This is a genomic window from Tropicibacter sp. Alg240-R139, assembly GCF_900537075.1.
In the GTDB taxonomy this organism is placed as follows: domain Bacteria; phylum Pseudomonadota; class Alphaproteobacteria; order Rhodobacterales; family Rhodobacteraceae; genus Falsiruegeria.
Genome location: NZ_UNRA01000004.1, coordinates 144,014 through 170,436, shown reverse-complemented (window position 1 = coordinate 170,436; position 26,423 = coordinate 144,014). Strand labels below are relative to the sequence as shown.

The window sequence follows — 26,423 nt, the reverse complement described above, 5'->3', positions numbered from 1 at the left end:
TCCGCATGATTATCAGATAACACAAGGAAACCCCGCACGTGCTGGACGAAACCGACAATCGATTGCTGGATGCCCTGCAAAAGGACGCCCATCTGACAGCGCAGCAATTGGGAGAGATGCTGAATCTATCACCCAGTCAGGCGGGACGTCGCCGACAACGGTTAGAGGCAGACGGGTTCATCACCAATTACGCCGCGAAGCTGGACCCTGCCCGTCTTGGCCTGCACGTACAAGGGTTTGTGCAGGTGCACCTTGGCACACATGGACCGGATCAGTCCCAGGCCTTTGCCCGGATGGTAGATACCCGCCCCGAGATCACCAGCGCCTGGACGATGACCGGGGATGCCGATTACCTGCTGCACGTCTATTGTGCGGATTTGCCCGCGCTCAACAGCTTGATTCATCATGTGATCTTGCCGCATCCTGCAGTGGCACGGGTGCAAAGCCAGATTGTTATGGATCAATTGAAACGAGACGCCCCGCTGCCCACTTGAATCGGGCCCCATAAAACCGGACCACGAGACCGGACAAAAACCAACATAGGACTGCCCCCGTATGGAAAACTTCCTGTACCAAGCCTCGATCTACCTTGCTGCGGCGGTGATTGCGGTCCCCTTATCGGCTCGGCTGGGGTTGGGTTCGGTGCTGGGCTATCTGGCGGCTGGGATCATAATTGGCCCGGTTTTGGGACTGGTGGGCGCTGAAACCGAAGACTTGCAGCATGTGGCCGAGTTTGGCGTTGTCATGATGCTGTTCTTGATCGGCCTAGAACTGGAACCGCGCGCCCTGTGGGATATGCGCGACAAACTGCTTGGTCTTGGCGGGCTGCAAGTGGGCGTGTCGACGCTCGCTTTGATGGTGGCGGCGATGGTGGCGGGGCACCCATGGTCCGTCTCATTGGCCGTCGGTCTGACGCTTTCATTATCCTCGACAGCCATCGTTCTGCAAACCCTGTCAGAAAAGGGATTGATGCAGACCAATGGGGGCCGTGCGACGTTTTCTGTGTTGCTGACGCAAGACATCGCCGTCATTCCGATCCTTGCATTTCTTCCGTTGCTGGCGATGCAGTCAGGGCTGCACATCGAATCTGATGGCTCAATTGTTCGCAGTCTCGAGCACGGCCACGAAGCTGCGCACCAATCCTTGTCACTGGTCGAGGGGCTCCCAGGTTGGGCCGTGACACTGGTCACCATCGCTGCTGTAGTGTTCGTAATTCTGGCGGGTGTTTACCTGACACGCCCCCTGTTCCGCTTTATCCATGCAACCCGGCTGCGCGAAATGTATACCGCGCTGGCCCTGATGATCGTGGTTGGTATTTCGTTTCTGATGACCTTGGTGGGGCTGTCCCCGGCTTTGGGCGCATTTCTTGCCGGCGTGGTTCTGGCCAGTTCCGAATTCCGACATGAATTGGAAAGCGACCTGGAGCCGTTCAAAGGGCTGCTATTGGGGTTGTTCTTTATCACCGTCGGGGCAGGCATCAACTTTGGCTTTTTCTTTCAAGAGCCGCTGGACCTGATCGGGTTGGCCTTGCTGGTGATCGTGGCAAAGGGCGCCATCCTCTACGTGGTCGGGCGTGCCTTTAATCTGAAAGGGCGCGATCATTGGCTGTTCACCCTTGGTCTTGCCCAAGCGGGAGAGTTCGGGTTTGTTTTGCTGGCCTTTTCGGTACAGCAAAACGTGATTCCGACTGATCTTTCACAAAAGCTGCTGCTGATCATTGCTTTGACAATGCTGATCACGCCACTTCTGTTCATCATCTACGACATCTTAAGCCGCAATATCAAAGACAGCACACCGGCGCAGGTCGCAGATGAGATCGACGAGAAAGGCCCGGTGATCATTGCGGGCATCGGTCGTTTTGGTCAGATCGTAAACCGGCTGGTGCGCGCGACCGGGTTCAAGACCATCGTACTAGATCATGACATGGACACGATTCAGCTGATGCGCCGGTTCGGAGTCAAAGGGTTCCTGGGCGATCCCACCCGGCCCGAACTGCTCAAGGCTGCTGGCGTCGACAAGGCGCAGGTGTTGGTGGCGGCCATGGATCAGCGCGCCGAGGTGACCAAGCTGGTGGCCTATGCCCGCCGGATCAGACCCGACTTGCACATCATCGCCCGCGCCGCAGATCGCAATCACGTCTACGAGCTCTATCAGGCGGGGGCCAACGACATTGTGCGCGAAACCTTTGACAGTTCACTGCGCGCGGGCCGCTATGTGCTCGAAAACATCGGGTTGAGCGAGTATGAGGCCGCAGAAGCGGAAAAGACCTTCTACCATCACGACCGCGACACGGTTCGGGAATTGGCAGAACTGTGGATTCCAGGCGTGCCTACGGCCGAAAACACAGCCTATATCGAACGCGGCAAAAAGTTGGAGAAGGATTTGGAAACCGCGCTCCTCCAACTGGCAGAGGAGCACGCCAAGAAGTCCGCCTGACCCCAGATTGGGGTCAGACTGCAACCATCATCCGTCGGACACGCCCGCTTCGGCAAATGTGGCCATGCCAGAGTGGCAGGCCACCGCGCTTTTGACGATGTTGATCGCCAGAGCGCCGCCCGACCCCTCACCCAATCGCAGGCCCAACGACAAGAGCGGTTCCTTGCCCAGATGACCCAGCAGAGCGCCATGCGCGCCTTCGGCGCTTTGGTGGCCCGCAACGGCGTGATCCAAGGCGCCACCCTCGATCTTGGCCAGACAAGCCGCCGCCGCGCAGCAAATGAACCCGTCCAGAATAACCGGAATGCGCAGCACGCGCGCCGCAGCAATCGCACCCGCCATGGCGGCAATCTCGCGCCCACCCAGACGTTGCAGAACTTTTAGGCCATCGTTCGAGCCGTGTAGGGCGACGCCTTCGGTCACAACACGTTTCTTGTTGGCAAGGCCGGCATCATCCACACCCGTGCCACGCCCGGTCCAATCACCGGCGTCACCCCCGAAAAGCGCACAGCCGATGGCCGCCGCAGGGGTGGTGTTGCCAATCCCCATCTCGCCCACGACCAACAGATCCGAGTTCGCGTCAACCGCGTTCCAACCGGTTTGCAAAGCAGCCAGCAACTCGTCCTCGCTCATGGCGGAGCCTTGGGTGAAATCCGCAGTGGGGTTGTCCAGATTGAGCGCATGCACATCCATCTTGGCCCCGGCCGCCTTGGCCAGCTGATTGATCGCAGCGCCGCCATGCTGAAAGTTTGCGACCATCTGGACGGTTACTTCCGAAGGGAAAGCTGACACGCCCTGCGCCGTCACCCCGTGGTTGCCTGCAAAGACAATGACCTGCGGCGCCTCAACACTGGGCCGCGCATCCCCACGCCAGCCTGCATACCAGATCGCCAAATCTTCGAGCCGCCCAAGCGCACCCGGTGGTTTGGTCAATTGACCGTTGCGCTCATGTGCGCCTTGGATCGCGGTCGCATCCGGGCCAGGAGCCGCCGCCAATTGCGCGCGAAAGGTCGAAAGATCGGTGAGTTCGGGCAGCATGTAAAGCCTCGTTGCATCTGAGTGGTCACATGTGTTTAACCAATGCATCCCGTGTCACAAGACCCCGAAAGGACAGGACGTGCACAAAAACGACACTTCCACGTCTTGGGTGTGGGATATCCCGTTGGCTTTGGTGCTGCTGACGCGCCTGCCCCTGCCCCGACTGCCCGAGCGTGTCTTTGCCCGTCAGGCTGCAAGCGCCTGGGCCTTTCCGATTGTCGGGCTGATCATTGGGGGATTGGCCTGCGGTGCTGGTGCGCTGCTGTCTTGGATCGGATTGCCACCTGCTGCAGTGGCAGGTGTCCTGCTCGCGATGCTGATCATGACCACCGGCGCAATGCATGAAGACGGATTGGCGGACACTGCCGACGGGCTTTGGGGCGGGTTCACGCGCGAGCGACGTCTGGAGATCATGAAGGACAGTCACATTGGCACTTACGGGGTGCTTACGCTCATCCTGGTCCAGCTGATGCGATTTACGGCGCTATCAGGACTGATCTCCGACGGCACGCTTTGGTTGGCTCTCTTGGCGCCAATCTGGTCACGGGCTTTGATGCCGGTTCTGATGACAACCCTACCCAACGCGCGCGGCTCGGGCCTGAGCCAAAGCGTGGGGGCACCGTCCCTTGTCACAAGCGCAGTTGGCGTTTTGTTGGGCGTTGGCTTTGGCATACTCTGGCTCGGCTCTTTGGCCTTGGTGCCAATGCTGATGTCGACGTTGGTCGTCTTGGCCCTGGTGGTTGTGGCACGTTCAAAGATCGGTGGGCAGACAGGTGATGTCCTGGGCGCCAGTCAACAACTGGCCGAAGTTACCACGCTGCTGACACTGTTGGCACTGGTCTGACAAGCGCCAACACACTGGCAGTGACGGGTGGCATGCACCCAAGCACTCCCGCCCGTCGTCGATGTTTCTGACGAAACACCTCCTCCCGTTGGGCCGGGCACTGCGCGTAGCGCAGTGCCCGGCCCAAAGCCGCTAGCGGTGCCGACGAAGTCGGGATCGCTCGGGTGCGGGAGCTCCCCCGAATTCTAGCTCACACCCCCGGTTTCGATGTTCAACAGCCCGCCACAATGTTTACAATGCACTGCATCCGGGTCGTGGCGATAGAGACCGCACCCACCGCATTTGTGACGTACTTTCTGAGGCATGAATATCGCCTGAGCCAACCGCACGAACAACGCCACCCCAACAACCATGATGAAAACTGAAAAGAGCTTCCCCCCAGACGTCCCCAGCGTAATGTCGCCAAACCCGGTCGTTGTCAGCGTCGCCATGGTGAAATAGAGCGCATCGATATACGGTGTCTGGCTGGTGTCGTGGTCGATAAAGAACACAAAAACAGCCGTTGATGTCGCAAAGACGAACACCATCAGATTAATGGCCGCTATCACGGCGTCTTCGTGCGTTCGAAAGAACTGACTGTCACGACGCAGATCTCGAAGCAGGTGATACGAATGGATAAGGCGCAGCCCCCGAAGAATGCGCAAGAAGGCCAAGCTCTCATTCAAAATCGGGTCAAGTATCAGCGACAAGATGACGATGATGTCCGCCAGGGTATAAATCTGGCGAAGGAATTTCCTGCGATCCCGGGCAATCCACAACCGGGCACTGAAATCCAAAAGAATGATCAACCCCACAGCCTGGCTGATCGTGGTCAGCATTGGTCCGTGTGTTTTGTGTGCGGTCCCCACAAAAAAGACGATCGTCGCAAGATCAAAAACGATGAGGCAGTAGCGAAACCATCGCGGCACCGTTCCAGAACCCAGGTACAAGCCACGAACCTGCTTTTTCAATGCCCTCATGCGTTCTTCTCCCTCAGGAATTATCTAAGCGCAAAGGGGGCTTGGGGCGCAAGTCGCGCGCCCCGGATTTTGTTAGCAACAGGTGCCAGAACCGCGCCGCGGAGCCTGACACTTGCCTGTACCCAAATAGGTCTGGTCCGACAGGTAGAATTCACTGAACGCTTGTTCGAAATCCGCCGCTACGGACTTGGCCGGCAATCCGGTCTGATCCAGCGATTGCTGCCATGCCTTGACCTTGGGAAAGTCACTCAGGAAATCATGGCCAGTATACTTGGTGATGATCCGTGCACGGTCCAGTAGCGGCAACCAGGCCAGGTCCACGTTACCCAGTGTCTTGCCGTTGAAAAATGGCCCCTCGCCCAGTTCCCCTTCGGCGCGGGCAAAGGCCCTGGACAGGTTGGCACTGCGCTCAGCTAGGGTCTCCTTGTCCGCACTGCGCATCGCCGAGCATTGCACCAGATAGTGTTTCGAAGCCTGGTAGCCCCACGCCCGATTTCTGGCGCGCGCAACCGGAGTCAAGTCGGCCTCCAGCGCTGGCGCGATCTCGTCGATGTATTCCGCAATGGCGTCGGATTCGAAGATCGGTTCACCATCCTCAGTGATCAACACCGGCACCTGGCCGGTCGGCGAGATGTCAAGGAACCAGTGCGGCTTGTCACTAAGTGAGATGTAGTCGACGTGATACGGGATGTTGCGTGCGTCAAGCATGGCGGTCACACGTTGCACAAACGGGCAGATCTTGAAGCTGACGATTTTGATCATTGGAGGTGTCCTTTTCCTATCCAACTGCTTTCACCTCTGAAGACGCAAACGGATGGAAAAAGACGACATTCAGATCAACATTTTTTGCAACCGTCTGATTTTCTTTCGTAATCGGATACACCACCCCGCGTGTCGAAACTGAAGCGGCAACAGTTTTCAAACAAGGACCGCAACTGTTTGCGGCCTGATTGCACCTGTGACTTGAGCGTTGAATATGGAACTCCATGGGCGGCTGCATAGTCCTTTTGCGCCTGACCCTCCAAATCTACTGCAGTCAAAACCTTGGCGTATTCCTGCGGCAGGGCACGCACCATCGGAGCAATGCAGTCGGCCAGCTCATCCCGCGCCGTGGCAGGATCGGGGTCTTGATACCAGAGGTCGTCGACTTGCAGGTCGTCACCGCGTCCCGACACGCGATAATGATCAATGACCACGTTGCGCGCGATCTGATAGATCCATGCCCGCAGTTTGGTGTCTTCGCGCAACTGAGGCAGGTTGCGATGGGTGCGGATCATAATTTCTTGTAGCAGGTCCTCGACATCGTCGGGATTGCTGACGCGGGCCCGAAAAAAAACCACGCAACGCGTGCCCGTAGTCGGACCAGATCTGATCAAGATCAGTCATTGTTCACCCCACGAACGAAAAGAGCCGCCCCAGAGATGGGACGGCCCGAACCATATGTCAAATCCGGATTACGCTGCGGCAGCGCGCGACATCAGAACCTCATCCACCTGCTTGGCGGCCTGGATTTCGTCGCCACCGGCCACGGCGGCCACTTCGCGGGTCAGACGCTCGAGCGCGGCTTCATACAGCTGACGCTCGGAATAGCTTTGTTCGCGCTGATCGTCGGTGCGGTGCAGGTCGCGAACCACCTCGGCGATCGCGATCAGATCGCCCGAGTTGATTTTCTGTTCGTATTCCTGCGCACGACGCGACCACATGGCGCGTTTCACCTTGGCTTTGCCTCTGAGCGTTTTCATCGCCTGATTTATGACGTCGGGCGAACTGAGGCCCCGCATGCCGATCTCGGTCGCTTTGTTGGTAGGCACCCTCAGGGTCATCTTGTCCTTTTCAAAGGACACCACAAACAGCTCAAGCGCATAGCCTGCGACTTCCTGCTCTTCGATGGAGATGATCTGGCCGACACCATGCGCCGGATAGACCACATATTCGTTGGGGCGGAAATCGAGCTTCTTCGATTTGGTCATACAGGTCTTTCCTTGCTGCGAACCGGACATTGGGCGACAAAAAAACCACGAGCGGGGAATGCGTTTCCCCGACAGGCGGTTAAATGTTCGTAAACTCTATAGCTCCAACACGAGCATCTGGGTGGAGCACATCCCGGTCGTTGACATCATTTGAACAGAGAACGTAACACAAAAAACAAGAAACTGGAAGCCGACGCAGGGTCAACTTCGGCTTTATTTCCTGTTTTCAGCGCCTTAACGGCATTCATTCGACATACAGAATGTCAAAAAGGTGCGAATCGCTTACCCAACTTGGGTTATCCACCCTCACCCGGTGTTTCCGAGAAATACTTCTCCATCTTGCCGGTCTCGCCATCGCGTTCTTCGGCTTCGGGAAGCTGGTCTTTTTTGGTGACGATCACCGGCCAGAGCTCGGCATACTTGCGGTTCATCTCGACCCATTTGTCCATATCCGGCTCGGTATCGGGGCGGATGGCGTCAGCAGGGCATTCGGGTTCACACACACCACAGTCGATACATTCATCGGGGTGGATGACCAGCATGTTCTCGCCCTCGTAGAAACAATCCACGGGGCAGACCTCGACGCAGTCGGTGTATTTGCAAGAGATGCAATTGTCGGTGACGATATAGGTCATGTGCAGCTTTCCAGTTTCGCCTATTGCCGGACTAGCTAAATCAGAGTGCGCGCTTCTTCAAGGGATCATTCAGGCTCAAAGGGGTTGGAAAGATCAAGAGCCCTGCGATCCCGCTTGGATGGACGACCTTTTCCCTCGTACTTGGGATTTAGTGGGGGTTTTTCCTGCTTTGGGGTCAAATCGGCATACAACGTTTGCGCCTCGGATGCCGGTCCACGGCGCTCGCCAAGGGACTCGATGCGCACAACACGCACGATTTTGGCTTGGGGAAAGGTCAGAACGTCACCGGGGCTCACACCGTATGAGGGTTTGAGCACCCGGTTTCTATTCACACGCACATGCCCGCCGCTGACTTGCTTGGCCGACAGCGAGCGGGTTTTGAAAAACCGCGCCTGCCACAGCCACTTGTCGATCCGCAGTTTTGCGGCAGGTGTGTCGTTCAAGGCTTACTTGCCCTCTTTCAGCCCCATCAGCGCAGCGGCGAAGGGGTTGTCGGGATCGATCTGCTTTTCGCGGCGCGGTGGGCGCGACGAGAAGGTTTTGGCGCCTTGCGGTTTGCCACCCTTCTTGCCCGGCTTACCACCTGGTTTGCCACGGCCACCGTCCTGCGGCTTGCCGCGCGGCTTGCCTTTGCCACGGGCCTCGTTGCGACCTTGCGACTGCTGGTCCCGGCGGGGACCCCGTCCACCCTGATTGGCGCGGCCACCCCAGGTGAAGGTGTAGAACACTTCGATCTCGGGTTCAGCCGGTGCGTCGACTGCGGGGGCATCGGTTGCGGGTTCTTCGGTCGTAGCGTCTTTGGTCGCGGGGGCCTCGGCTGCCGCCTCGGTGCTTGTCGTAGCCTCGGCTAGCGCCTCGGCGGGTGCGACTTCTACCGCTGCTTCTTCGGGCGTTGCCTCGGTGGGCGCTTCTGTCTCTGGCGTTGCAGCCGCTTCTTCGCCACCTTCAGGTGCAGGCTCGGCAGGGGCTTTGACTTTGGGGCGTTCGCCCTTTTCAGCCTTGTAGCCCAGACCACCCATCAGGTCAGAAAATTGATCCAGCGTCATGCCCGTGATCGAGAGCATGTCGGCCTTGGCTTCAAAACCACCCCTGCTGTCCTCGGACCGCAGCATGTCTGCCAGACGCTCCAGCATGTCGATGCGGATCGCCCGCTCGCCTGCGTTGCGGTAGCCGCACATGGTGTCATAACCCCGCGGCGCATCCGCAACCGTCGGCACGGTGACCAGGCCCGGCGGGGGCGATTCGGGGAATTCTTGCAACCCTTGGGCCAGCGACCACAGAACCAGACGCAAGCGCGTCGGCGCGGGCTTGAGCAGCAGCGGCATAAAGATGGTGAACTGACCAAAGCGAATGCCGTGCTTGCGCAGCGCGCCACGGGCGTCCTGATCCAGATCCTTCACATCTTGGGCCACGTCGGCACGCGGCAGAACACCAAGCGCTTCGACCATGCGGAAGGCAAAGCCACGGGCCAGGCCGTTCAGCTCTTCGTCGCGCGACAGGTTTAGCAGCGGTTCAAACAGCGCTGCCACCTTGCGGTCGATGAAATGCTGCAAGCGGCGCTGCACTTTCTGTTCGACGTCCGGGCCTGCGGCCTCGTCCACGAACACATCGACCATGGGCTTGAGCGGTTCCGCACCGGCCACCAGTTTACCCACAGCGTGTTCGCCCCACATGAGGCCACCCTGTTCGGTAAAATCAATCTCGGTATCGGGCGCATTGTAAAAGCGATCCGCCCGCAGATGGAATTGCGGTGCGAGAGCCTGGAGCGAGGCGGCTTTCAACGCCTTCGCCTCGGCACCTTGCGCGCTTTTATCCGGGGAAAACCGGAATCCTTCCAACCGTCCGACAAATTCGCCTTCGACGGTCACATCACCCTTGTCATTCACTTCGGCCAAAAGGGCCTCCTTCTGTTTGAGCCGGCGCAGCAATACAGATGTACGCCGGTCCACAAATCTCTGGGTCAGACGCTCATGCAGAGCGTCAGATACACGGTCTTCTACAGCGCGCGTTTCGTCGCGCCAATGGTTTTCGTCACGAACCCAACCGTTCCGTTGCGCGACATATGTCCACGTACGAATATACGCCAGCCGTTTCGACAGCGCATCAATATCTCCGTGGGTCTTGTCGATTCGGCGGATTTGCCGCGCGAGGAAGTCGTCAGGGATGTGCCCGCGCTCGTGCAGATGGCCGAAAATTACCTCAAGCAGGCTGGCGTGTTCGGCGTGGCTGATGCCACGGAAATCGGGAATTCGGCAGACATCCCACAACAGTCGCACGCTATCGCCGCTACTGGCACGCGCCGTGACTTCAGCCACTTGGGATAGCGATTTCAGCGCTTGCAGATCATCCGCCTCGCGCGCTTTGAGCAGATGTTCGCCAGTCGGGCTGACCTCAAGCGAGCGGATCAGCGACTCGATCGACCCGAACTGCAAGGCGGCGTTGCGCCAGTTAAGTTTCTTGAGCGGGGTAAATCGGTGATCCATGATCGCCTGCGCCATGCCATCGTCCAAGGGCCGCGCCTCGCCAGTAACACCAAATGTGCCATCCGACATGCCCCGCCCGGCCCGGCCCGCGATCTGGGCCAACTCGTTGGGGGCCAAGGGGCGCATGCGACGGCCGTCAAATTTGCTCAGCGCGGAAAAGGCAACATGATCCACATCCAGGTTCAGCCCCATACCGATGGCGTCAGTTGCGACCAGATAGTCGACCTCGCCATTCTGATACAGGTCGACCTGCGCGTTCCGGGTGCGCGGACTAAGCGCCCCCATAACTACAGCCGCCCCGCCCTTTTGTCGGCGAAGCAATTCCGCGATGGCATAGACGTTGTCGACGGAAAATCCGACGATGGCGCTGCGGGCGGGCATGCGGCTGATTTTTTTCGACCCTGAATAAACCAGCTGCGACATCCGCTCGCGTTGCATGAACTGCGCCTCGGGCACCAATTCGCGGATCGGGCCGCGCATGGTGTCCGAGCCCATAAACAGCGTCTCATTCGTACCACGTGACCGAAGCAGACGGTCGGTGAACACATGACCACGCTCTGGGTCAGCGCAAAGCTGGATTTCGTCGACGGCCAGGAAATCGGTGCCCATGCCTTCGGGCATCGCTTCGACGGTGCAGACCCAATATTGGGTTCGGGGCGGAACGATTCGTTCTTCGCCAGTGACAAGTGCCACGACCGATGGCCCACGCACGGCGACGATCTTGTCATAGACCTCGCGCGCAAGCAGCCGCAGCGGCAGACCGATAATGCCGGTGCGATAGCCCAGCATTCGTTCGATCGCATAGTGTGTTTTGCCAGTGTTGGTCGGGCCCAAAACGGCCACGATCCGGGATGACCCGCTCACCATTTGCCCCCTGCCCGATTGCTCCGGGCTTTGATTTGTCGCCTCAGATGGACTTGCCCTGCACGTGAGGCGCCAGTCGTGAGACGGCTTTGGATACGTCTTCGTGATGCGGATGTATAGACTGCGCCCGTACATAGGCGTCATAGGCCAGTTCGGGTTGGTTGATCTGCTCTAGAATGTGCCCCAAACCCAGCATCGCTGTGTAGTTGTTGGGGTTGAGCGACAACGTACGTTCCAGATCGGTAATCGCCGGGCCAAAGAGGTTGGCGTTGTAAAAGGCCGACGCGCGCATGTGCCATCCTTCGGCGAACTCGGGCGCGTGATCGGTCAGAGCTGTGAAATGCTCGATGGCAGCGCCATAGTCTTCGGCCTCCATCGCCTCGCGCCCGCGCTTCAACAGCAGATCGGCAGACGCAGACCCGGATTTTGACCACAGCGCCTGCAACTGCCGCTCCAACCGTTTGGCCTCGACTGGGTCAGCCATCACCAACGCTTCGAGCAGCTCGGATTCGTCGTTCAAATCCGCCTCTTGCGCTTGTACCGCAACGGAAAACATCACTATTGTGATGGTTGCCGCAACGATAGCTTTGAGATTGATGCTTGCAATGCCCATAACAATCCTCAGTGTAGCGTGGCGTGCGTGGATGTCCATTCACAGCGCCGTTGTCTCAACGATGTTAGATGGAGAAAAACCATGAGCGAACTTCTTGACCAGGCTCTGGCCGGATTGAACGAAAAACTGGGCGGTGCTGGCTTTGACGGCTCGGCCAAATTTGCCATCGCAGACGTGGGCGCCATTGTTCTGGACGGCGACGGCGCACGCATCAGCGATGACGAGGCCGACGTGACCATGACCGCGGACGCAGACACATTCACGCAGATCTTTACCGGCGAGCTGAACCCGACTGGTGCCTTCATGTCGGGCAAGCTGACCATCGACGGTGACATGGGCATCGCGATGAAACTGGCCTCGGTACTGGCCTGATGAGTTTGCCGCTGGCCCCGTTCTTTGCAGATGTGGCCGGCGGACCCGCTGGGGGTGCGGCTTGGTGGGTGCAGACCTCGGATAATGTGCGCATACGCGTGGGTGTTTGGCGCGCTGAAGGAACAGTTAAGGGCACGGTCCTGATGTTCCCCGGACGCACCGAATACATCGAAAAATATGGCGAGACGGCGACGCAGTTGGTCTCGCGCGGCTACACCGTTCTGTCGGTGGATTGGCGTGGCCAGGGTCTGGCCGACCGCCTGCTGGATGACACCCGCGTGGGTCACGTGGGCCATTTCACCGACTACCAAAAAGACATCGCTGCCGTTCTGCGGGTGGCGCGTGAGCAAGAGCTGCCCAAGCCTTGGCACGTCATCGGTCACTCCATGGGCGGCGCCATCACGCTGCGCGCAGTGATGGAAGGGATGCCGGTTCAGACCTGCGCCTTTACCGGTCCGATGTGGGGCATCTATTTCTCGCCGCTGATGAAGCCGCTAAGCAAGGTGACCATGGCGTTGGCGCCCGTATTTGGGGCCGCGCACAAGAACCCGCCCAGCACATCCCTTGGCAGCTATGTTCTGGAACAGGAGTTTGACGGCAACACCCTGACCCGCGACTCCGACATGTACCAGATGATGCGCGATCAGCTGACCGCACACCCGGACCTGTCGCTGGGTGCACCCTCGATTCATTGGCTGAAAGAGTCTGTCACAGAGTGCGCCCATCTGGCCGAACGTGCCTCGCCCGACATGCCCTGCCTAACATATCTGGGCACGCATGAGCAGATCGTCGACCGCGACGCCATCCGCGCCCGCATGCCAAACTGGCCACGCGGCCATCTGGTCGAGGTTCCCGGCGGCGAGCATGAGGTGCTGATGGAAGCGCCCGATGTGCGTGGCCCAATCTTTGATCAGCTCGACCACCTCTTTACCACGGGCGATGCCCACGCGGCGGCCAAAGCGTAACTTGTGGTCGCCTCACCTGCGCCTTAGATACCGGTAAGACAGATTTTCATGAGGTCCCACATGCTCCACCTTCCTTTTCCCGTGCGCGATGCCAATGCTGGCGGCGGATCCGATCCCTTGGGCAACTTGCCCGAATGGGACTTGAGCGATCTTTACACCGCAGATGACGCGCCCGAGCTGAAGCGGGACCTGGAATGGCTGGAAGAAGCCTGTGCCGAGTTTGCTGCGGATTATGAGGGCAAGCTGGCTGATCTGGACGCTGCGGGCCTGCTGGAGTGCGTACTGCGCAACGAAAAGATCAACGCCATCGCCGGGCGCATCATGTCTTATGCGGGCTTGCGTTATTACCAGCTGACCACCGATTCTGAGCGCGCCAAGTTCATGTCGGATGCGCAGGAAGCAATTACCAACTACACCACACCGCTGGTGTTCTTCACGCTGGAACTGAACCGCATCGACGATGATGTTCTGGCGGCGCATTTTGCAGAAAATACCGATCTCTCTCGCTATGAACCCGTCTTCCGTCGCATTCGTGCAATGAAACCCTATCAGCTTAGCGACGAGTTGGAACGCTTCATGCATGATCTGGGCATGGTCGGCGACGCCTGGGAGCGGCTCTTTGACGAGACCATCGCAGGCCTCACCTTTGACGTCGACGGCGAAGAGCTGAACATCGAAGGCACGCTGAACCTGTTGACCGAGCAGGACCGCGCCAAGCGCGAAGCTGCCTCGCGCGAGTTGGCCCGCGTCTTTGCCGACAACATCAAGACCTTTGCCCGCGTCCACAACACGCAAGCCAAGGAAAAGGAAATCATCGACCGCTGGCGCGGCATGCCCAGCCCGCAGACCGGCCGTCACCTGTCCAACGACGTGGAACCCGAAGTGGTCGAGGCGCTGCGCGAGGCCGTTGTTGCCGCCTACCCCAAGCTGTCGCACCGCTATTATGAGCTGAAACGCAAATGGCTGGGTCTGGATGTCATGCAGGTCTGGGACCGCAACGCGCCCCTGCCGATGGAAGACACCCGCACCGTCGCCTGGCCCGAAGCCGAAAAGATGGTGATGGACGCCTATTCTGCCTTTGACCCACGCATGGGTGATCTCGCTGCTCCCTTCTTTTCGAAAGGCTGGATCGACGCCGAAGTGAAACCGGGCAAAGCGCCCGGCGCCTTTGCCCACCCCACTGTCACAGACGTGCACCCCTATGTGATGCTCAACTACCTGGGCAAGCCGCGCGATGTGATGACGCTGGCGCATGAGCTGGGCCACGGCGTGCATCAGGTTCTCGCCGCTGAACAGGGCGAGATGTTGTCATCGACCCCGCTGACGCTGGCCGAAACAGCCTCTGTCTTTGGCGAGATGCTGACTTTCCGCAAGATGCTGGACAAAGCCGAAACCAAGGAACAGCGCAAGGTACTGCTGGCCGGCAAGGTCGAGGATATGATCAACACGGTCGTGCGTCAGATCGCGTTCTATGACTTTGAATGCAAACTGCATGCTGCCCGTGCGACAGGCGAGCTGACCCCGGACGACATCAACGCCCTGTGGATGAGCGTCCAAGCCGAGAGCCTTGGCCCGGCATTTGAGTACATGGAAGGCTATGAAACCTTCTGGGCCTATATCCCACACTTCGTCCACTCTCCCTTCTACGTCTACGCCTATGCGTTCGGCGATGGCCTCGTGAACGCGCTCTACTCGGTTTATGCCGACGGCAAGGAAGGGTTCGAAGACCTCTATTTCGACATGCTCCGCGCGGGTGGATCAAAGCACCACAAAGAGCTGCTGGCCCCCTTCGGTCTGGACGCCAGCGACCCGACCTTCTGGGACAAGGGCCTGTCGATGATCTCGGGCTTCATTGATGAATTGGAGGCGATGGAGGACTAACCTCCACCAACGCCAGGTTCGCGCCCGTTCCCGTGGGTGGGCGCGAACTGGATCGCAAGCGATCCGGGGCCAAATTGACTGGCGTTTCTCCGGTATCTGTCTGAGAGTGTGCCTATATCTTTCACGGTCCAACTCTCATGCCCAACTCTGCCCTTTCGCTCAGTCCGATCACCGAGTCAAACTGCGGGCAATTCCTGTCCGTTTCGGTCACCTCTGATCAGATCAATTTCTCGGGCACGGTGGCCGAGGCTTATGGATCAGCCGAAGAGGGCATCGACTTTCACGGCATTTGGCTGGGCGATCAGCCGGTGGGCTTTTACAAGATCGACCGTCTCTATCACTCCCGCTATCCCTTTGCGGGCGAGGGTGATCTGGGCCTGCGGGCCTTCATGATCGATGCGAACCAACAGGGTCAGGGGATGGCAACTCGGGCGGTCGAGATGCTCAAGATCTACATCCCACAGCACTATCCCGACACGAAGTCGGTAGTTCTAAGCGTTAACATGGCAAACCCAACCGCCATCCGCTGCTACCTTAAAGGTGGGTTCGAGGATACCGGCGAAACCTGGCCAAATGGCGAGGCCGGTCCGCAGCACATCATTCGGATGGACGTGGCGACCGAGCCCGCCAAACCCACATTGCGAGAGCGCTTCAAACCTTTCTTTGCCTGGGTTCGCCGCAACGTGCCAAGGGGCATGCGTCTCGTTCTGGGCATACTGTTGATCATCGGCGGCACCTTTGGCTTTCTGCCCATTCTGGGGTTCTGGATGATCCCCCTGGGCGTGATGGTGGCGGCCATGGATGTGCGCCTGTACCGCCGCTGGCGCAGCCGTCGCAACAACCGGAAGTAACGCCCCTGTACCGCATGAAACCCGGTGTCAAAAAGGACCCCGAACGACGATGGGCGCTGCCGGATCGGGTGATCTTTGGCAACGGGGCCTGTCACATCCTGGCCGGTGTCTATCTGCAAGCCCCGCCCCTGCCCGGTTTTTATGCCGAGCGCACCCTTCCGGGCGACGGCTTTGCCGGAAACCACATCTATGTCACCGACGGCACCGTGGCATTTGACTATCACGGCTGTTCCTTGCGCCATCTTCTGCTGCGCTATTACACCAACAACTGGGCCGAAGAGTATACACAGGGCTGGCATTGCAGGCTCGAGCGGGTCGCATTTAATTTGTTGAGCACGCAGGCCCTCAACGCCCGCAAGATGCTGGGCCCGACCAATATCTGCACGACCCGTTCAAACGGGCGCCGCGATACTTGCACAAGATCGACCAACAGGCAGCCCATGACAAAGCCCTGCAACAGCCCGCCTGAAATTTTTCATAAAAAACCTAAAACTCTCTCTTGAACCTACAGCCGCTAGAGCAATTACCTTAACGGTCAAACCAAAGATCAAGGAGAGCGGCCCATGGCCGGATGCTGCAACAACAACACCAAATTCGACGGGCTGTCCGCCGACTATAAACGACGGCTCTGGCTGGTGATCGCCATCAACGCGACCATGTTCACGGTCGAGATGGGCGCTGGTCACGTGGCACGCTCGCAAGCCTTGCAGGCCGACGCTCTCGATTTTTTGGGTGACGCACTGACCTATGGCATCTCGCTGGCCGTGATCGGCGCCTCGGTCCGGGTGCGGACCAATGCAGCGCTGTTCAAAGCTGTCAGCCTACTGATCATGGGCCTCTGGGTCATGGGAGCAACCCTCTACCGCGTGGCCTATGTCGGCGTCCCCGAGGCGCAGATCATGGGGCTGATCGGCTTCATGGCGCTGGTCGCAAACCTCGCCAGTGTGGCGCTTCTGGTGCGCTATAAGGACGGTGACGCCAACGTGCGGTCGGTCTGGCTGTGTTCACGCAACGACGCCATCGGCAATGTTGCGGTCATGCTGGCGGCCGCCGGTGTCTGGGGCACGACCACCGGTTGGCCTGACCTGATCGTCGCAGGCATCATGGGCGGCTTGTTCCTGTCCTCGGCCATCCAGATCTTTCGCCAGGCTGTGGACGAACGCCGCGCCTTTGCCCTGGCATAATCACTTGAGCTGACTGTCCTTCGATCCGCGCCGGTTGATCCCGGCGCGGGCCTGAAAGGCACCATCGCGCTCTTGCTGACAATCGATGCACAGTTTGACGCCCGGCAAGGCAAGGCGGCGTTTTTCAGGGATCGGTTCTTCGCATTCGGCGCAATGGGTCCGGCTCTCGCCCTGCGGCGCACCGCGCTGCTTCATCCGCGCCAACTCATCCGAGATCGACGCCTCGATCTGTTCGCCTACCGCGCCATCGCGGGCCCACCCTCCGGCCATCTGCCTCCTCCTCGTCGAAGTCAGGCTGCAAGTATTCCACAGTAGATCAGGCAACGTAAAGTCGGCCGTCACCGCAACACAAGATGAACTCGGGCCTTGGAGAAGACACCCGTCTGCGCCGTGCCCCCAAAAAACGGTCGAACTCGGACCCGGTTGCCATTACAGAGGCGCAATGAACACATACGCCAAATTCGAGATCTTTGCCGTTGTCGCTCCGGGGCTAGAGCTTGCCCTGCGGGACGAAGCCCTGGAGTTGGGTTTTCGCAAGGCCAAAGCCACCCCCGGCGGCGTGCGGTTTCGCGGCAATTGGGCGGACGTCTGGCGCGCCAATCTGGAGCTGCGTGGTGCGTCCAAGGTATTGGCCCGAATCGGCAGCTTTCGGGTGACGCATCTGGCGCAGCTCGACAAGCTGGCCCGCGAATTCGACTGGGCCACCGTTTTGCGCGCAGATGTGCCAGTGCGGGTCGAGGTGACGTGCAAACGCTCGAAAATCTATCATGCGGGCGCTGCAGCCGAACGCATAGAACGCGCGATTGCCGAGGAATTGGGCGCGCCGATTGATGCGGAGGCTCAGGTCACTCTGAAGGCGCGGATCGAAGAGGACAGCTGCACCCTCAGCGTCGACACCTCCGGGGAGCTCTTGCACAAGAGGGGTCACAAGGTGGCCGTTGGAAAGGCGCCCATGCGCGAAAACATGGCAGCCCTCTTCTTGCGCCAATGCGGTTTCAACGGGATCGAGCCGGTGCTGGACCCGATGTGTGGGTCGGGCACATTTGTGATCGAAGCAGCCGAAATCGCCAACGGGTTGCAACCGGGCCGGGCTCGAGGATTTGCCTTCGAGCGACTGACAACATTTGAATCAAATGCGTTCGATGCGTTGAAGAAGCCGTCGCAAGCCTCTGATATAAAAATCAAATTCTATGGCTCAGATCGAAATGCAGGTGCCGTTGAAATGAGCATAGCAAACGCGGGTCGTGCTGATGTCAGCGATGTAACCCAGTTCCGCCAATGTAGCATCAGCGAGATTGAACGCCCCGATGGGCCGCCGGGATTGGTGATCGTAAACCCGCCCTATGGGGGACGGATCGGAGACAAAAAGGCGCTTTTCGCACTCTATGGGGCCTTAGGCCGTACATTGACCGAGCGCTTCAAAGGGTGGCGAGTGGGCATTGTGACCAACGAGGTCGGCCTCGCCAAAGCCACTGGTCTGCGGTTCAAACCTACTGCGCCGCCGGTTGCCCATGGTGGGATCAAGGTCACGCTGTATCAAACTGATCCGATTGAATAACTCGGGCAAGCTTTGCTGCTGGATGCTCCTGCACGCACGCAGTTGCGACTTTATCGGCATAATCGGCGTTCTGCGATGACGCGCAGCGCGCAGCGCGGCGCCCGGCCCAACGGGAGGAAATGTTTCGCCAGAAACATCGACGACGGGCGGGAGAGCCCCGTTTCTCAAAGTCCACCTGGTCAGAAACGCAACAAGCCCCGACCAAGGTCGGGACTTGCGCACGAGGGGCGTCTAGAAAAGTCAGCTGTTGCCCAGCATCCCCTTTTCACGCGCCAGTTCGCGCATTTTCTTTTGCAGCTTTTCAAACGCGCGCACTTCGATCTGACGAATACGTTCACGGCTGACATTGTATTGCGTGCTCAGATCTTCGAGTGTGACAGTCCGTTCTGCCAAGCGGCGTTGAGTCAGAATGTCCTTTTCTCGATCATTCAGCACGTCCAACGCCTGCGCCAGAAGCTCGCGGCGGGCATCCAATTCATCACGCGCTTCATAATCACCGGCCTGATCGGCATCTTCATCCTCAAGCCAGTCCTGCCATTGCATGGTCCCTTCACCTTCAGAGCCCACCGTCGCGTTCAGCGACGCATCACCACCCGACATACGGCGGTTCATGCTGATGACTTCCTGCTCGGTCACGCCCAGATCGGTCGCAATCCGCTTGACGTTCTCCGGGCGCAGGTCGCCCTCTTCCAGGGCGCCGATACGGGCCTTGGCCTTGCGCAGGTTAAAGAACAGTTTCTTTTGCGCAGAAGTCGTACCCAGTTTGACCATCGACCACGAACGCAGGACGTATTCCTGGATCGAAGCCCGTATCCACCACATCGCATAAGTTGCAAGGCGGAACCCTCTTTCGGGGTCGAACTTCTTGACTGCCTGCATCAGACCAACATTAGCCTCTGAAATGACCTCGGCCTGCGGCAGACCGTAACCACGGTAGCCCATGGCGATCTTAGCTGCCAAACGCAGGTGCGAGGTGACCATTTTATGCGCTGATTCAGCATCCTGCTCTTCGACCCAGCGTTTGGCCAGCATGTATTCTTCTTCCGGCTCAAGCAGTGGAAACTTACGGATTTCCTGCATGTAACGGTTCAGGCCGCCCTCAGGCGTCGGTGCGGGGAGATTTGCGTAATTTGCCATTTTGATGTCCCTCCCTTAAATGTTTAAGGACTTAACATAGGATATGGGTCACGTTTGTTGCCCTTACAAGGGCTGGGTGTACAATTTTGAGATTAAGCTTTGATTAAGGAAAGGTGACAATGACACTCTCACAGTTTTGTGCTGTTCATGTCATCGGCATCCTAAGTGCAACAAGCAGGTCGTCCATATCTTGTGGCAGCGACGCTTCGAATCGCAAGTCTTCGCCTGTCACTGGATGCACGAACCCCAGAACAGCCGCATGAAGTGCCTGACGCGGGAAGGCTCTTACCGCCTCTTGCGCCACCGGGTTCAATGCCTTGGCTGACAGCTTGCGCTTGCCGCCATAGGTTGGGTCACCGATCAAACTATGCCCCGCGTGGGCCATATGTACGCGAATCTGATGCGTCCGTCCGGTTTCCAGCCAACATTCGACCAAAGACGCCACATACGGTTTGCCGAAAGGTTCAACAATGCGCACCCGTGTGACCGCATGACGGCCGCCGTGAAACAGCACTGCTTGGCGCTGACGATCGGTCTTGTGGCGGGCCAGATTGGTAGTCAGTTTCATGATGTTTCCGGGCTCAAAGCTCACGCCTTTGACCCCACGCAAACGAGGATCGTTGGCATCCGGCACACCATAACACAGCGCGCGGTAGTACCGCTCAACCGTGTGTTTCTCGAACTGCGCAGCAAGTCCCTGATGCGCGGCGTCAGATTTAGCAACAACCAACAAGCCACTGGTTTCCTTGTCAATTCGATGCACAATGCCGGGGCGCTTGACACCGCCCACACCAGACAGATTGTCCCCACAATGATGCAACAATGCATTCACCAGCGTCCCCGACGGAGTACCCGGTGCCGGGTGCACCACCATCCCGGCCGGTTTGTTGATCACAATCAGATTTTCATCTTCGAACACAACATGCAGCGGGATCTCTTCGGGACCGATGTGGCTGTCTTCGGCTTCTTCGACAGTGATGACAACGACCGCTTCCGCGGCCACCTTGGCCTTGGCATCGCTTACAACCACGCCGTTGATCGCGACCTGCCCCGCCTCGATCAGCCGCGCCAAACGAGTGCGCGACAGGGTGGCTTCGGCTGGCACATCCCGCGAAAGCGCCTTATCAAGGCGGGGCGGCGGTGCGTCCGCGATGACGAATTCAATCTGGCGGGTGCCCATGACGATCCCCTCTGATGAGCCTGTGGAACCGCAGGAAACACCGCAGCTTAGACTGCTGCGACGGATGGTCATGCTGTTGACCGCGGTGATGATTGGCGGGGTTTTATTGACATTTGCCCTGATTGTCATCCGCTTGTCTGACCGCACCCCCACATTGCCTGAAGAAGTCGAACTGCCGGACGGGGCGTCTGCTCAGGCCGTAACGATTGGGCCGAATTGGTTTGCTGTTGTAACAGACGACAGTCGCATCCTGATTTTTGACAAAACCACCGGTAAGTTAAAGCAAACGGTGACCGTCGACTGACGCCGACCATCAAGCAGCCTATCTTAGCTCATGGATCGGTCCGCAACTGCGCGTATTCCTGCTGCAAGGCCGTATTCACCCACAGAGCAAAACGACAGTCTGCATGGATGGGGCAGTCGGGACGAATTGATCGTACCATCACACTTAGGGACCGTGTTATCCCGACCGCGATACAAGCGACCAAAATAGCCCGCGAAGACCGCAGCAAAAACGCGGACATTGCCTTTAGGTCGATCGGATAATTACCGTAACAAGTTAATAATAAATGATTTTTACGAGTCACTGTCTAATGGTAGATCGGCTCAGAACGGTTGGTGAACTAGGGTGCAACCAGTGTCGCCGCGCCAAACGCGGCCGCGTTCAACGTTTCAAAGTACTCTCGAACGGCATGGGGTGCATCAATGAGATCAATGTTCACTCGCCTCCCTATCTTTCATCGCGTTGAGTTCTGTCTGTTGGCATCTGCCGCAATTGACCGAATGTCGGGTTTTGTGGGCCCAGACAACAAATGAGCCCAGCTCTGGCTGGTTCAACATTCATATTCTAGCAGTATTTGCGCGAGGATTTCGTGCATCTTGGGTCCAAGCTCCGAGCCCTACGCGCCCTTCGGACACCACAACAGGACACTCCAACCATCGAAATGGAATTGACAATTTTGGACATCATTTTACAAAATCGGTCATGACGAAGGCAAATGACCACAGACTGGACATCGTTGTTTTAGTGAGTCCGCATTTCAATGTTTCGGCGACGACATCTTTTGTGGATCCATTCAGAATTGCAAATTACCTGTCAGGGTTTGCTCGTTTTTCCTGGACTTATGTCTCTGACACGGGTGGCCTGGTTGAATCCAGCAGCGGCTTGGTAGTTGATACGACCCCCTTGGCGGACGTGAACGGGCGCAATCCTTGGCTTGTTCTTGTAAGTACAAGTTGGACACCTGAACGTCACGGGACGCCTCAATTCAAAACGGCCCTTCAGAAGTGGGGTTCGGGTGGCTCAATCGTTGGCGGATTGGATACTGGCGCGATCGTTCTTGCGACTGCTGGGCTGCTCAAGGGCAAGACTGCAACGGTTCATTATGAACACATTGATGCCTTTTCCGAAATGGCTCATGATACCACCGTGTCGGAAAACATGTTCATTACGGATGGCAAGATATTCACTTGCTGTGGGGGATCAGCAGCAACCGATCTAGGTTTGCGGTTTGTGCATTCTGTCGCTGGCGAAAGCCTTGCCAATGCATCTGCGCGGTATTTATTTCATCACACCGTGCGCGGTGAAGGACAGTCGCAGAACCCAAAAGACGTGGAACCGCTGGGGTATGTCACATCTGAAAGCGTGCGGAAGGCGATCGACCTGATGGAGGCGCACTTGGAAACCACCTTGTCGATCCCCGACATATCAGCGCGGCTAAATATTTCGCAACGACAGCTAAGCAGACTGTTCCGGCACTATGTACATAAATCGCCGGTCGAGTATTACCGTGACATCCGCCTTGATCGCGCTCGCGGATTGGTGACACAAACCGAGCTGAAGTTTAGCGAGATTGCGCAAGCCTCAGGGTTTAATGGGCAGGTTCACTTCAGCCGCGCATATCGCAAACGCTTTGGCCTGACACCAAGTGCGGACCGCATAGAGGGCCGCACACCGTTCGAGTTTCGCGCCTGGCCAATGTTCAAGCCCGACATCAAGTCCGAAGATGTTGGGTAGCCTTTTGCATCGCGGTCAGCATCTTGTCACGCTGCGCTGATAGCTCTTGGGTGGTTTGCCCCTGAGCTTGCTCTGCAATGCCATCGACCAACAGTTTGATCACATCCTCATCGAGGCGGGGGTCGCCAAGATCGTCCCACCAGCCATTGAACGTGTCTTTGAAATGATCGCAAAAGGCCCGTAGCCCACCCTCCCCGGCGCCCAGGTGAAAAAGGGTCGTTGGCCCCATCGCAGCCCAACGCAGCCCCGGTCCGGCCCACATCGCCTTGTCAATGTCTTCGACACTGGCAACACCTTCGACCGCCATATGGACAGCCTCGCGCCAAACTGCGGCCTGCAACCGGTTTGCGACATGCCCGGGCAGGCCTTTATTGATCCGGATCGTGACCTTGCCGATGTCTTTGTAGAACGCTTCCGTGCGGTCCAAAACATCTGACCCCGTGGCATTATTCGACGTTAGCTCGACCAGTGGGATGAGATGTGGCGGGTTAAATGGATGACCCAGAATCAGTTTGCCCGGTTCGCGCCATCCCTCTTGCAAGGCTTCGAGCGTCAGACCAGAGGTTGAGCTGGAGACGATGGCATCTGCGTTCAACTCTAGCTCAATCTCGGCATAGGTCTCGTGCTTGATCGGCAGTCGCTCTGGCACGTTTTCCTGTATGAATTGTGCGTCTTGAACGGCCTCAGCGAGGGTCGGCACGAATTTGATCGCATCAGGCGTAGCGCGGTCCGTCAAGTCCAGTTCTTCTAGGGCAGTCCACGCCTGCTCAATGTACTCACGGACCGACGCTTCTGCCTTGGGATCGGGATCAAACACGGTCACGCTGCGGCCCGAAGCGAGAAACAGTGTGGCCCAGCTTGCCCCGATGACACCCGCACCAAGGATGGCGGTTCTTTTAATCTCTGACATCAGAACAGTCCCGGATTAAGGGGGGAGGCAGCCGTCATACCCCCGTCCACAGTGAATAACTGGCCGGTTGCAAAAGACGACTCGTCTGAGGCCAACCACAGGGCCATCGCAGCAATATCGCCAGGCTTGCCAAAACGTTTGACAGCGTGTCGAGCCAACGCATCCCTTTTTGCCTTTTCAGGGTCTTGGGCGAGATCAAAACCGGCGTCCAACATTCCCGTTTCAATCCATCCCGGACAGATCGCATTGCAACGCACCGCCGGTCCATGGTCCACCGCGATAGAACGTGTGAGCCCATGAACGAACGCTTTTGACGCATTGTAGAGCGCCATGGATGGATCTGCGACCTTGCCCGAGATCGAACCGATATTGATGATCGAGCCACCCGCCCGCATTTGCGGGATCAAAGCGCGACAAACGTTGAATACACCCTTGGCATTGACCCCCATGATCAAGTCCCAGTCATCATCGGAGCTTTCCACAACTGTCTTTTCCACCTGCACCCCTGCGTTGTTCACGACGATGTCCAGCGGCCCAAGCCCTTGCGCACAAGCCGCAACAGCTGTGGGATCGGATACATCCAAGGACATCCAACCGGCATCTAAATCACTTGGTGCAGGCCCACGCCCACAGGTGATAACCTCGGCCCCTTCAGTCAGGAACACCTCAACGATGCCGCGTCCAATTCCCTGCCTGCCGCCGGTGACAAAAGCGCGTTTTCCGGCCAACCGCATCACAGTGCCACCAGGATGTGACCGATTGGGCTCGCTTCCGTCGTCTGCATATGTCTCTCCTTAGAACCCAACCTGATCGCCGCCCTTCAGGGCAAGCCGCACGCGCGCCTCAGCCGGGGTTGCGACCGTAAAGCCAAGGTTTTCAATGATTGATCGGATGCGGGTGACTTGTTCCGCGTTGGATTTTGCCAGCTCACCCTTGCCGATGAACAGGCTGTCTTCGAGCCCTACCCGGAGGTTTCCGCCCCGCATGGCGCTTTGGGTTGCAAAAGGCATTTGATGGCGACCAGCGGCAAGGACGGACCATTCATAATTTTCTGCCCCGAACAGCTTGTCGGCAGTGTTGTGCATGTGGGTCAGGTGGTCAGCATCTGCCCCGACGCCGCCCAGAATACCAAACACCATCTGAATGAAAAACGGCGGTTTGATCAGGCCCTGATCCACAAACCATTTGACGTTGTAGAGATGGCCAAGGTCGTAGCATTCGAATTCGAACTTGGTGCCATGATCGCCACCAAGTTTTTCGATGGCGTAACGAATTGTCTTAAAGGTGTTGGGAAAGATGAAATCCTCTGTCATCTCAAGAAATGGCTGTTCCCAATCGTGCTGAAACTCGGTGTATTTTTGCAGCATGGGAAAGATGCCAAAGTTCATGGACCCCATGTTGAGAGACGCCATCTCGGGGCTGGTCGAGGTCGCTGCCAGCAGCCGCTCATCTATCGACATGCCCAAACCGCCGCCGGTAGAGACGTTCATAACCACATCGGTGGACTGTTTGATCACAGGCAGGAACTGCTTGAACAGCTCTGGTCGGGGATCGGGTTTACCGGTTTCTGGGTGTCGCGCGTGCAAGTGGATGATCGATGCACCTGCTTGTGCAGCTTCAATACTGGCTGTTGCGATTTCGGCAGGTGTTATCGGCAGATAAGGTGACATCGACGGCGTGTGAATGCCGCCCGTTGGCGCGCAGGTGATGATGACGGGTTTGGGCATCACAGCTTCATCTGCTGCACTTGTGCAGACAGCCCCCCGTCCAGAACCCACAACTGACCAGAGGCATATCGTGCTTCGTCCGAGGCCAGCCAGTTGACCAGGTTCGCGATGTCCGTTGGCGTCCCATAGGTGCGCATCGGATGAACATCGCGTACCGCCCTTTGCAGCGTTTCAATGTTGCCGCCGCCCGCGCCCGATCCATCGCCGTTGAAGAAGCTTTGCAGCATTGGCGTATCGATATAGCCGGGGCAGATGGCGTTCACGCGGATACCTTCGGGGCCATGATCGCAGGCCATTGCACGAGTCAATGCGTGCACCGCACCTTTGGTTGCGCAATAAGCCGCAAGGCCTGGGTCGGCGATGAACCCATCGTATGAGCCGAAATTGATGAGGCTTGCGCTGTTGCCTGATTTCGCCGCTTCACGCATCAACGGAATGGCGTATTTCGAGGTCAGGAAAGTGCCGGTGGAATTTACAGCAAAGCTTTGGTTCCATTCCTCTAGCGTGGTTTCTTCGACCGTTTTCTCGATCTCGATGCCCGCCGCGTTTACAAGGATGTCCAACTGTCCATGTTCGGCGCGCACATGATCCATTGCCGCAATCGCATCTGCTTCTTGCGTCACGTCAAGCTTAACAAATTGACTGCCATCATCGTCGTGCTGGTCCAGCGACCCTTCCGGTGTCAGATCAGCTGCATAAACTGTTGCGCCTTCTTTTAGGAACCGCGCGACAATCGCACGCCCGATACCGCCGCGCGCACCCGTCACAAGGGCGATTTTTCCGTTCAACATCATGGGGT

Annotated in this window: 28 protein-coding genes; 12 read left to right on the top strand and 16 right to left on the bottom strand. The window is 58.0% G+C overall.

Annotation, left to right across the window (positions count from 1 at the left end; all coding sequences use genetic code 11):
* The first annotated feature begins 38 nt into the window (after nucleotides 1-38).
* Together G6R15_RS16535 and G6R15_RS16530 are read left to right on the top strand one after the other, a co-directional pair.
* On the top strand, nucleotides 39-494 hold the full coding sequence (locus tag G6R15_RS16535; protein WP_164661085.1) for an Lrp/AsnC family transcriptional regulator: 456 nt from the start codon (nucleotides 39-41) through the stop codon (nucleotides 492-494).
* Nucleotides 495-555: 61 nt separating this feature from the next.
* Entirely contained in the window at nucleotides 556-2,436 is a 1,881-nt protein-coding gene (locus G6R15_RS16530; RefSeq protein WP_164661084.1) for a monovalent cation:proton antiporter-2 (CPA2) family protein, read from the top strand.
* A gap of 27 nt (nucleotides 2,437-2,463) precedes the next feature.
* Here G6R15_RS16530 and cobT read toward each other — a convergent pair whose 3' ends face one another.
* A complete protein-coding gene (cobT, locus tag G6R15_RS16525; RefSeq protein ID WP_164661083.1) occupies nucleotides 2,464-3,474 on the bottom strand; it encodes a nicotinate-nucleotide--dimethylbenzimidazole phosphoribosyltransferase in 1,011 nt (336 codons plus the stop codon).
* A gap of 79 nt (nucleotides 3,475-3,553) precedes the next feature.
* Between cobT and cobS the strand changes: the two genes are divergently transcribed.
* Nucleotides 3,554-4,318, top strand: a complete 765-nt coding sequence (cobS, locus tag G6R15_RS16520; protein ID WP_164661082.1) for an adenosylcobinamide-GDP ribazoletransferase — start codon at nucleotides 3,554-3,556, stop codon at nucleotides 4,316-4,318.
* A gap of 185 nt (nucleotides 4,319-4,503) precedes the next feature.
* On the opposite strand, the gene G6R15_RS16515 is transcribed toward cobS, so the two are convergent.
* The 8 genes from G6R15_RS16515 to G6R15_RS16480 form a co-directional block, all read right to left on the bottom strand.
* Complete coding sequence (locus G6R15_RS16515) at nucleotides 4,504-5,277, bottom strand: potassium channel family protein (protein ID WP_164661081.1); 774 nt, start codon at nucleotides 5,275-5,277, stop codon at nucleotides 4,504-4,506.
* 72 nt (nucleotides 5,278-5,349) lie between these two features.
* A complete protein-coding gene (locus tag G6R15_RS16510) occupies nucleotides 5,350-6,039 on the bottom strand; it encodes a glutathione S-transferase family protein (RefSeq protein ID WP_164661080.1) in 690 nt (229 codons plus the stop codon).
* Between the two features lie 74 nt (nucleotides 6,040-6,113).
* Nucleotides 6,114-6,617: an RNA polymerase sigma factor SigZ gene (gene sigZ, locus G6R15_RS16505; RefSeq protein WP_164661079.1), complete on the bottom strand. Its 504-nt coding sequence runs from the start codon at nucleotides 6,615-6,617 to the stop codon at nucleotides 6,114-6,116.
* A gap of 114 nt (nucleotides 6,618-6,731) precedes the next feature.
* Nucleotides 6,732-7,247, bottom strand: a complete 516-nt coding sequence (locus G6R15_RS16500) for a CarD family transcriptional regulator (RefSeq protein WP_164661078.1) — start codon at nucleotides 7,245-7,247, stop codon at nucleotides 6,732-6,734.
* 296 nt (nucleotides 7,248-7,543) lie between these two features.
* Nucleotides 7,544-7,882, bottom strand: a complete 339-nt coding sequence (gene fdxA, locus G6R15_RS16495) for a ferredoxin FdxA (protein ID WP_164661077.1) — start codon at nucleotides 7,880-7,882, stop codon at nucleotides 7,544-7,546.
* A gap of 65 nt (nucleotides 7,883-7,947) precedes the next feature.
* Complete coding sequence (locus G6R15_RS16490) at nucleotides 7,948-8,325, bottom strand: RNA-binding S4 domain-containing protein (protein WP_164661076.1); 378 nt, start codon at nucleotides 8,323-8,325, stop codon at nucleotides 7,948-7,950.
* A 3-nt stretch (nucleotides 8,326-8,328) separates the two neighbouring features.
* Nucleotides 8,329-11,232: a helicase-related protein gene (locus G6R15_RS16485; protein WP_164661075.1), complete on the bottom strand. Its 2,904-nt coding sequence runs from the start codon at nucleotides 11,230-11,232 to the stop codon at nucleotides 8,329-8,331.
* Nucleotides 11,233-11,272: 40 nt separating this feature from the next.
* Nucleotides 11,273-11,881: a tetratricopeptide repeat protein gene (locus tag G6R15_RS16480; protein ID WP_164661074.1), complete on the bottom strand. Its 609-nt coding sequence runs from the start codon at nucleotides 11,879-11,881 to the stop codon at nucleotides 11,273-11,275.
* A 42-nt stretch (nucleotides 11,882-11,923) separates the two neighbouring features.
* On the opposite strand from G6R15_RS16480, the gene G6R15_RS16475 reads away from it, so the two are divergent.
* The 6 genes from G6R15_RS16475 (at nucleotide 11,924) to G6R15_RS16450 (ending at nucleotide 17,095) form a co-directional block, all read left to right on the top strand.
* Nucleotides 11,924-12,214 carry an SCP2 sterol-binding domain-containing protein gene (locus tag G6R15_RS16475; protein WP_164661073.1) on the top strand — a complete coding sequence of 97 codons (291 nt, stop codon included), beginning with the start codon at nucleotides 11,924-11,926 and terminating at the stop codon, nucleotides 12,212-12,214.
* The gene (locus G6R15_RS16470) at nucleotides 12,214-13,179 is read left to right on the top strand and encodes an alpha/beta hydrolase (protein ID WP_164661072.1); all 966 of its coding nucleotides are present in this window, start codon (nucleotides 12,214-12,216) and stop codon (nucleotides 13,177-13,179) included. The genes G6R15_RS16475 and G6R15_RS16470 overlap by 1 nt, the downstream gene beginning before the upstream one ends.
* 60 nt (nucleotides 13,180-13,239) lie before the next feature.
* Nucleotides 13,240-15,060: a M3 family oligoendopeptidase gene (locus tag G6R15_RS16465; protein WP_164661071.1), complete on the top strand. Its 1,821-nt coding sequence runs from the start codon at nucleotides 13,240-13,242 to the stop codon at nucleotides 15,058-15,060.
* 137 nt (nucleotides 15,061-15,197) lie between these two features.
* Nucleotides 15,198-15,911: a GNAT family N-acetyltransferase gene (locus G6R15_RS16460; RefSeq protein WP_164661070.1), complete on the top strand. Its 714-nt coding sequence runs from the start codon at nucleotides 15,198-15,200 to the stop codon at nucleotides 15,909-15,911.
* Nucleotides 15,912-15,925: 14 nt separating this feature from the next.
* A complete protein-coding gene (locus G6R15_RS16455) occupies nucleotides 15,926-16,414 on the top strand; it encodes a hypothetical protein (RefSeq protein ID WP_205520547.1) in 489 nt (162 codons plus the stop codon).
* 60 nt (nucleotides 16,415-16,474) lie between these two features.
* Complete coding sequence (locus tag G6R15_RS16450) at nucleotides 16,475-17,095, top strand: cation transporter (protein ID WP_164661069.1); 621 nt, start codon at nucleotides 16,475-16,477, stop codon at nucleotides 17,093-17,095.
* Here G6R15_RS16450 and G6R15_RS16445 read toward each other — a convergent pair whose 3' ends face one another.
* Nucleotides 17,096-17,365 (bottom strand): DksA/TraR family C4-type zinc finger protein, encoded by a 270-nt coding sequence (locus G6R15_RS16445; protein WP_164661068.1) that lies wholly within the window; start codon nucleotides 17,363-17,365, stop codon nucleotides 17,096-17,098.
* Nucleotides 17,366-17,537: 172 nt separating this feature from the next.
* Between G6R15_RS16445 and G6R15_RS16440 the strand changes: the two genes are divergently transcribed.
* Nucleotides 17,538-18,653 (top strand): class I SAM-dependent RNA methyltransferase, encoded by a 1,116-nt coding sequence (locus tag G6R15_RS16440; RefSeq protein ID WP_164661067.1) that lies wholly within the window; start codon nucleotides 17,538-17,540, stop codon nucleotides 18,651-18,653.
* 240 nt (nucleotides 18,654-18,893) lie between these two features.
* On the opposite strand, the gene rpoH is transcribed toward G6R15_RS16440, so the two are convergent.
* Together rpoH and G6R15_RS16430 are read right to left on the bottom strand one after the other, a co-directional pair.
* Complete coding sequence (gene rpoH, locus G6R15_RS16435; protein ID WP_164661066.1) at nucleotides 18,894-19,790, bottom strand: RNA polymerase sigma factor RpoH; 897 nt, start codon at nucleotides 19,788-19,790, stop codon at nucleotides 18,894-18,896.
* A gap of 145 nt (nucleotides 19,791-19,935) precedes the next feature.
* Complete coding sequence (locus G6R15_RS16430) at nucleotides 19,936-20,970, bottom strand: RluA family pseudouridine synthase (RefSeq protein WP_164661065.1); 1,035 nt, start codon at nucleotides 20,968-20,970, stop codon at nucleotides 19,936-19,938.
* Here G6R15_RS16430 and G6R15_RS16425 point away from each other — a divergent pair.
* The gene (locus G6R15_RS16425) at nucleotides 20,969-21,274 is read left to right on the top strand and encodes a DUF6476 family protein (RefSeq protein ID WP_164661064.1); all 306 of its coding nucleotides are present in this window, start codon (nucleotides 20,969-20,971) and stop codon (nucleotides 21,272-21,274) included. The two genes, G6R15_RS16430 and G6R15_RS16425, sit on opposite strands and share 2 nt — an antisense overlap.
* Before the next feature lie 681 nt (nucleotides 21,275-21,955).
* Nucleotides 21,956-22,987, top strand: coding sequence for a GlxA family transcriptional regulator (locus G6R15_RS16420; protein ID WP_164661063.1), 1,032 nt, complete (start codon nucleotides 21,956-21,958; stop codon nucleotides 22,985-22,987).
* On the opposite strand, the gene G6R15_RS16415 is transcribed toward G6R15_RS16420, so the two are convergent.
* Genes G6R15_RS16415 through G6R15_RS16400 form a run of 4 tightly spaced genes read right to left on the bottom strand, consistent with a single transcriptional unit; the run spans nucleotide 22,965 to nucleotide 26,418 of the window.
* Nucleotides 22,965-23,897 (bottom strand): 3-hydroxyacyl-CoA dehydrogenase NAD-binding domain-containing protein, encoded by a 933-nt coding sequence (locus G6R15_RS16415; RefSeq protein ID WP_164661062.1) that lies wholly within the window; start codon nucleotides 23,895-23,897, stop codon nucleotides 22,965-22,967. The genes G6R15_RS16420 and G6R15_RS16415 overlap by 23 nt on opposite strands.
* A complete protein-coding gene (locus G6R15_RS16410) occupies nucleotides 23,897-24,631 on the bottom strand; it encodes an SDR family NAD(P)-dependent oxidoreductase (protein ID WP_164661061.1) in 735 nt (244 codons plus the stop codon). The genes G6R15_RS16415 and G6R15_RS16410 overlap by 1 nt, the downstream gene beginning before the upstream one ends.
* Nucleotides 24,632-24,691: 60 nt before the next feature.
* On the bottom strand, nucleotides 24,692-25,624 hold the full coding sequence (locus G6R15_RS16405; RefSeq protein WP_164661060.1) for a 3-keto-5-aminohexanoate cleavage protein: 933 nt from the start codon (nucleotides 25,622-25,624) through the stop codon (nucleotides 24,692-24,694).
* Nucleotides 25,624-26,418, bottom strand: a complete 795-nt coding sequence (locus G6R15_RS16400; RefSeq protein ID WP_164661059.1) for an SDR family NAD(P)-dependent oxidoreductase — start codon at nucleotides 26,416-26,418, stop codon at nucleotides 25,624-25,626. Before G6R15_RS16400 ends, G6R15_RS16405 begins: the two co-directional genes overlap by 1 nt.
* Nucleotides 26,419-26,423: the final 5 nt, after the last annotated feature.